The sequence below is a fragment of the Pseudoalteromonas sp. SR45-6 genome (genome assembly GCF_014163545.1).
In the GTDB taxonomy this organism is placed as follows: domain Bacteria; phylum Pseudomonadota; class Gammaproteobacteria; order Enterobacterales; family Alteromonadaceae; genus Pseudoalteromonas; species Pseudoalteromonas rhizosphaerae.
Window position 1 is genome coordinate 64,220 of sequence record NZ_JACJDM010000017.1, and the last position, 7,265, is coordinate 71,484.

Sequence of the window (7,265 nt, forward strand, 5' to 3'; positions counted from 1 at the left end):
AAGGATTATTTATGCCAAAGCATACTGCTTTTAAGATCATTACATACCTCATTTTTGTCACTTTGCTTGGTTGTGAAAAGACTGACCCTGACCCTGACACACAAAAAAACGAATCTAAAGCAACCCAACCCATAGCTTTAAAAGAAGATATCACCGACGCTGCGCAATTTGATCAAGAGCGTATCCAGTTTTTGTGGCAGGGACCTCAGCAAGAAAAAAGAACGATATGGAGCATCAAAATAGATGGAACAGATCTTCGCCAGGTGCTTGATGAGAAAGAACTTTCATTCAACACCCCTCCTGGCGGTAATGGTGGGCACATAACATACCTTTCTCGCTCACCAAATAACCGCTATTTAGCGCTAATTATGTACCAAGAAGTCATTGTTTATGATCTGTTAACTCGAGATCACCTTATCATCGGTGAAGCAGTAAGAGGCCAACCACAACTGATAATTTGGAAAGATAATACCTTCAATGTTTACATGTCTAAATTTGGCGACCACTCGCGAAACTTATATGTCGACTTGAACAACCTAACAGTAACAGAGAAAAAAGAAAATAGTGATACGGTCTATTTAAAAGATGGTTCAACTCTCTCTTTTCACAAGTTTCATATGAGTAAATACAAGGACGATAAAAGGCTCTTTAAAATTGATCTAGATGGGTATGATAAACTTAACAAACCATATCTAAATGGATACGATAAACTTAATGAACTATATCTTAATAATGAACAAACACATGGGCTACTGCACACTAAAGAAAGGTCTTTTTACTTTAATATAACAACTGGAAAAATACTCAGCACCTTCGATAATAACTTTTTTACACCGTGGCATATTAACCATGCTAATAGCCAACTAATAGGCACTGACAAAGAGCATAAACAGTTAACCTTTTATAATATAACGACAAAAACAACAACAAACATTTTAACCTCCGCCACCAAATTAAGAATAATAAGCCCACTTAAAGCAAGTGCCTACAATCAAGAAAAGCCCTCCCTTTTACCTAAACTCTCAAACTTACCAAAAGGGTACATTTACGGAGACCGCAAAGTCGATGAAAATTATTATTTTGGAGAAAAAGTTGATGGAAAAGCAGAAGGTTATGGGGAAATGTATCAACGTTACACTCACCTTTGGCAATATCAAGAAAAAAACAATACTCTGATACCGCTTCACTATAAAGGAAATTGGAAAGCGGGTGTATTTGAGGGTAATGGCGAGGTTATTTATACAAACGGTAGTCGCTATAAAGGAGAGTTTTCTTCTTACCTTCATCACGGTCAAGGACGTTTTACTGATAAAGACGGAAACGGCTTTGATGGAAGCTGGAACAAAGGACAAAAACATGGCCGTGGCCTCTGCCTTACCTACCGTAAACCAACTCCATGTGAATACTACTACAATGCAATAGTTACTTATGAGGGAGAGCTAGACGACAACGGCATACGTAACGGTACGGGTACTTTTAGTTGGGTACCTTACATTAAAAAAAACATCTATAAAGGTAACTTCAAAAATGATTTATTTCACGGTCAAGGCTTGCTAACCAAGACCTATTATAGTAACGACGTTTATAAAGGGCAATGGCAATTGGGCCTGCGCCACGGTCAAGGCACACAAACCAATGGCGAAACTCATTATGAAGGACAATGGAAAGCCGATAAGCGCCATGGTAAAGGTACACAAACTAAAGGCAACATTCGCTACGAAGGCATGTGGCGAGTCGATTATTATAATGGTCAAGGAACATTAAATGAAAATGGTAATATCTACAGTGGACTATTCAGTGCTGGCTGGCTATTTGGTCAAGGCACATATAAAAACAAAAATGGAGACAGCTATAACGGAGAATTTGAATACTCCCGTTACAATGGATATGGAGTAATGAACTACGCAAATGGTGATCAATACAGTGGCCAATGGCTATCCCACATGAGGTGGGGTAAAGGCAAGTTAACCTTAGCAAATGGTGACTTTTATGATGGCGATTGGGACAACGATACAAAGCATGGCGAAGGAGTCTGTCAAGAGAATTCAGAGGAATACCCATGCCAATACTTTCGTGGTTATAAATTACATAATATACGTGATGGTTATACAAAATCTAGAGTTATCATAGACGATGGCTACGGTGAGGTGTTGGGCGACTATATTGGGGAGCTTGAAAACAATATCCCCCATGGACAAGGGTCATTTATAAATATATATCAACGTTTTTATATTGGTCACTTTGACCACGGTCTATTCAATGGTCAGGGGATATTACTAACTTCACATCATGGCATTATCTATGATGGTATGTGGATCAAAGGCAAACCTAATGGCTACGGAAAAACGAATATATTTGAAGGGCACTGGAAAGATGGCGTGGCTCATGGAGTAGGTAAGTTACATATAGGTATTAACAGCACGAGGCGTATTATTAAAGGTAACTGGCAAGATGGAGAAATCAGTGAGGGAACTATTATATACCAAGATGTTGATTATATAGAAGATAAAGCTATTTACACTAATAACTGTGTTTATACTGGGAGGTTATCGTTATCTATTAATACAAAAATTACCTATTCAACAAGTGACATGACTTTTGTTAAGGTCACCCCACAAGGGAAATGTGTACGTGTAGAACAAGAAAAAGAACACAACACTAATGCTTTGAGTAAAAACCATTTACAAAAGGATAGCAAATGAAACGTATTATAGTATCGATATTAGTCATTTGTTTTAGCTTAGGCGAGTGCGAACATGAAGCTCGAGCTCAAGTCCCACCTAAAATGGAAGCACAGCAAATCAAACAACCATTACTTGACTTGTTTGCCAAGCCAAAGTTGACAACTGAAAAAGCTAAACTAGAGGAAGCGCTTATTCTAAAAGCAATAGCAGATGACCCTTCGGCCCAAATCGCATTAGCAAATATGTATGAAAATGATAACCAACAAAAACGCGCCTTATTTTGGTATCAGCAAGCAGTTGAACATGGCGGTATAGATGAAGAAAATGCCATTCTTAAATTTTCTCAACAAAAACTAGCACAAAGTAACGACCCTAAAGATATATTTATGTGGACAAAGTATGCAGCTGAACACGGCGATATTAGCGCACAAGAAAAAACAATGGAATACTATCGTAGGGGTCAAAAAGTTAAAAAAAACCTTATTGAAGCCAAAAAACCTACATTTAAACTGGTAGAGCTACAGTTAGATACAATTAATTCAAATAGAGAAAAGAACATCCCTAGCGCGATTGCCCTAGCCAAAAAACTCGCTGAATCGGGGTCTGTAGACGCGGCTTATTTTTTAGGTTGGTTGCACCAATTTGGCTCATTGTTGGATAAAGATATTACCAAAGCGATTTACTGGTATAAAAAAGCAGCCGAGTTAGCTGATATTCGTGCATATCGCAGTTTAGGGTGGATATATCACTCTCACTATAACGATAATAAAGCAGCCGCTCACTGGTATGAAAAATCTGCTTATTTAGAAGATCAAGTATCTCAGTTTAATTTAGCCGTTTTATATCACTTAGGGAAAGGGGTAGATAAAGATTTAAAAACTGCAGCCCAACTGTATGAAAAAGCAGCTTATACAGGGCATAATTCCGCAAGAATTAATTTGGCTAATATGTATGCGAATGGTATTGGGGTGAGCAAAATTAAAGAGCTGGCCGAGCAATATTATAACGGTTATCAGCATATAAACCTCGCGACTGAAAAAAAACAAAGTCAGCTAAATATAGAACCAAATATTGATTATATAAAAATAGATATAGCAGATTTGGATTTATCAACGCAAAAATTTTTTACACTCCATGAGCGTTTAGGAATTTATAGCCACTCAATTGATATAAGCAAACTTCCCGTTTTAGAAGATAACTCAGTGATCCTATTATTTGTTAATATACCAACTTTAGGGCATTACTCTGTAAGTAAAGGAACAAAAAGTAGCTTATACCAACGAACTCTTATTAATGATGTAACTATTAATAATTTTAGATCTGGTAATTTATAACACAATAAAACGTTGGTCCATTATCATGGGTCAACGTTCATAATAAGCGCTTAAATAGGATAATTAAAAACATCACTCCAGTATTATGGACGGCATTACGGGCACATCCGAATACGGATTGTAAAGATCTTTATAGGCTACACCTTTTAAAATGTAAGTAGGATCTTCCCCATTTCTAAGATCTTGTAATAAATCAAAATCACCACTTTTAGGTATGTCGGTAAATTTTATATTTACATAAGCATTACCATCGAAAACACTAGATATTGACCTAATCTGCTGCCAGTCATGTTGTTTGTTTCTAAAAATCAATTGCGCTTGGCCATAATTAGGGTTACTGGCATTAACTTTGTAAACGTATTCATAATCACTGCTGGTAATTATTACTTTATTCAATTGGTTAACTTGGATTGGCACCAGCGGCGAAGCTTTAATACTAGCCGCCCCGAGCGAATTTTGCGATAGTAGCGCACTTAAGGCAACAATGACTGTTGTGTATCTTTTCAAAAAAAGCATTTTTCCCTCCTTGGTAAATTAAGATATGTTTATACTTTCACTTAAACTTTGTAGTAGAGCAACAACCAGCCACTATACTACGGCATAACATTAAACCATTGTTGTTCCTACTAGGTTTACCCATTAATGATAGTCGCACACTCTTCTCAACTGTTCTAGCAATCGTTTTTCCGATTTATTTTTGCACAATGGCTGTCAAGACAATAGTAAAGCTTTTTATCATCGTCATAGCATTGTTGCATTAATCTGGCTTGATATTCGCTATCGCTCAACGTTAATAGATTATTCAGCTCAGATATTACTGATTTATTTTGCATGTCCCACTTTTGCGTTCTCAGCTTTTGATCATTATTATTAATTACAGCGGTGTAAACTTTACTTTCTTCTCGTTTGGCCTCTGCTATATTAAAAAAACCTTTAATTGGCGTTTCAGTGCCTTTTACTATTTCAACATTACCATCGTCAGCTGCTAACGGAATAGAGCGGTTTACACTGAGCAACAGCGCCCGTGTTTTGGGTATAACATAACCATAAATATGGGTTACCTTGCTCTTAATAATGTGGTCGTTATACCAATCGCTGTAGGTTTTATCTTTACTATTAATATCAGGGCGCTTTAAATCTGCAACTGCAATTTTTTTGTAGCTAAGAGTATTGGTTTTACCCTTATAGCTTTCTAGTTGAGTTTTAAACGTATCAAACCACTTATCACCTTGGCTTGCCGCTAACAAGCTTATCGCATCAACCGGCGGCACAATAATAGGTCGGGTTTTATGGGCATGAAACGGGTTTCGTGTTGTTAACTGCTTGTCATCAACAGCCTCTAGCACCGCACCTTCGTCACTACTTAACAGTATTGGGGAAGCTCCATCGCTATCAGCCACCACCACACGGTTAAACAACGGGGTGAGCTTACTAATTGGCTTACCTTCATTCACATAACCCGTCAATAAATATGCTTTAGGGAAGCTAGATTGCCCAGTATTAAGTTGCTCTGTCATTGTTCATCCTTGATATTAAACACGCCATAAATATATACTCGCATCAAGCCCCAAATATTACTTTCTTTAATCGGTATTTCTCGTGTTTGCTGAGTATTTAAATCGAATTCATAAAAAAAATAATCTAAATAAGCCTGACCATTTCCCATTAAATCAGTCGAATCTTTAAACCTCCTAGTTAACACTTTATTTTTTTATCTGAGAAAAAAAACGTCCCTGCTTTATCAGGCTTTATAATACGCTTGCTGGGGTCTGATAAATTAATCCAATAATTTTTTGGATAGCCAAGCCCTTCTGATACAAAATAAATATAATCACCAAAAGGTGATACCTTAAAACTACGCATAGAAAGGTGATTGTTAAAACCTAAATCAACCTTCTCTATCACGTCGCCATTAAAGTCATGTAACCAATACTCATTTTTTTTATGTGCTAAAAAGGTTTTGCCATCTGGCAATAAATACAAGCCATTAGAGTAAATAATTGGCCGCTCAGTAAGTGTTTTAGTGGGCACATGGTAGTTATAATGCTTACCACTGGCGTAAAAAATCACATTTTCACTGTCTTTAGTCCAATTAAAATGGGCGTAGCCATAGCCTTTACTCATAAAAATAAACTGTTGGGTTTTAGTATCCCAAAGCTCACGGGTAAAGCCGTGCTCTGTTGTATCCATAGATAAAGCAATGTAGCGGTTATCTGGCGAGCGCTCAGGTTTATGTAGCCCAACCATCCATTTATCTTCAAATGCAGTTTCGGGAATAATCCGGCGCCTATCAGAGAGATCCATGCGCGCAGAAAATAATGTAGTTTGCCCCGTCCACTCTATGTCGGCTTTAAATAAAATACGCGGGGTTGAAAACGTTTCTTTATCGCCATACACCTCATTACGTACCTCTTTTGGCCACTCAGGGTGGTACGTATGGCGATACGCCATTTTATCTTTACTAAATCGGCTGGGTTGCTCTTCAACAACTTGTTTAGCAGGTGGATTAGGCTCATCACCACAGCCAGTTAATAGCAATGTAGCGACACTTAGTAACATTATTACTGCACGGCGTGAAAATGACTTAGTTAACAGTGGCGTTAGAAGTGAGTTTTTTACTGAGATTAATGACATCAATAGTCCTTGATTGTACGGTGTAAATTGGTCGTAGAGGCAGCAATGCGAAGCATGAACGGGGTAGTTTTTTGGGCATGAAACGGTGTCCGGGTTGTTAACTGCTTGTCATCAACAGCCTCAAGCACCGCGCCTTCATCACTGCTTAATAGTATTGGTGCAGCTCCATCGCTATCAGCCACCACCACACGGTTAAACAGCGGGGTGAGCTTACTAATTGGCTTACCTTCATTCACATAACCCGTGAGTAAATATGCTTTAGGGAAGCTACATATTCCTGTATTAAATTGCTCTGTCATTGTTCATCCTTGATATTAAACACGTCAAAAATATATATAGTTCCCATGCCCCAAATATTACTTTCTTTAAGCAATATTTCTCTTTCTTGCTTAGTAATTAAGTCCAATTCTATAAAGTAATAATCAGGATATGGACGACCGTTCCCCATCAGCTCTGTCGAATCTCTTGATGCGGGACTTAACACTTTATTTTTTATCTGAGAAAAAATAAGTATCTGCTTTTCTTGGTGATATAATGCGCTTACTGGGGTCCGATAAGTTAATCCAGTAATTTTGCGACGCCCCAAGACCTTCTGATAAAAAATAAATATAAT

The 7,265-nt window shown here is 37.6% G+C and carries 7 protein-coding genes and 1 pseudogene; 2 read left to right on the plus strand and 6 right to left on the minus strand.

Annotated elements, in window-relative coordinates; translation table 11 throughout:
* The first annotated feature begins 11 nt into the window (after positions 1 to 11).
* Both H5158_RS09840 and H5158_RS09845 read left to right on the plus strand, forming a co-directional pair.
* Entirely contained in the window at positions 12 to 2,702 is a 2,691-nt protein-coding gene (locus tag H5158_RS09840; protein WP_182739935.1) for a hypothetical protein, read from the plus strand.
* The gene (locus H5158_RS09845; protein ID WP_182739936.1) at positions 2,699 to 4,018 is read left to right on the plus strand and encodes a tetratricopeptide repeat protein; all 1,320 of its coding nucleotides are present in this window, start codon (positions 2,699 to 2,701) and stop codon (positions 4,016 to 4,018) included. Before H5158_RS09840 ends, H5158_RS09845 begins: the two co-directional genes overlap by 4 nt.
* 72 nt (positions 4,019 to 4,090) lie before the next feature.
* Here H5158_RS09845 and H5158_RS09850 read toward each other — a convergent pair whose 3' ends face one another.
* From H5158_RS09850 to H5158_RS09870, 6 genes and pseudogenes are all read right to left on the minus strand, one after another.
* Complete coding sequence (locus tag H5158_RS09850) at positions 4,091 to 4,534, minus strand: hypothetical protein (RefSeq protein WP_182718528.1); 444 nt, start codon at positions 4,532 to 4,534, stop codon at positions 4,091 to 4,093.
* Between the two features lie 155 nt (positions 4,535 to 4,689).
* On the minus strand, positions 4,690 to 5,535 hold the full coding sequence (locus H5158_RS23340; RefSeq protein ID WP_259399435.1) for a hypothetical protein: 846 nt from the start codon (positions 5,533 to 5,535) through the stop codon (positions 4,690 to 4,692).
* Entirely contained in the window at positions 5,532 to 5,684 is a 153-nt protein-coding gene (locus tag H5158_RS23345; RefSeq protein WP_259399436.1) for a hypothetical protein, read from the minus strand. The genes H5158_RS23340 and H5158_RS23345 overlap by 4 nt, the downstream gene beginning before the upstream one ends.
* A 29-nt stretch (positions 5,685 to 5,713) precedes the next feature.
* A complete protein-coding gene (locus tag H5158_RS09860) occupies positions 5,714 to 6,652 on the minus strand; it encodes a hypothetical protein (protein ID WP_259399437.1) in 939 nt (312 codons plus the stop codon).
* On the minus strand, positions 6,652 to 6,951 hold the full coding sequence (locus H5158_RS09865) for a hypothetical protein (protein ID WP_182739937.1): 300 nt from the start codon (positions 6,949 to 6,951) through the stop codon (positions 6,652 to 6,654). The genes H5158_RS09860 and H5158_RS09865 overlap by 1 nt, the downstream gene beginning before the upstream one ends.
* Positions 6,948 to 7,265: pseudogene (locus H5158_RS09870) on the minus strand (hypothetical protein); the annotation flags it as partial. The pseudogene H5158_RS09870 and the gene H5158_RS09865, both read right to left, overlap by 4 nt.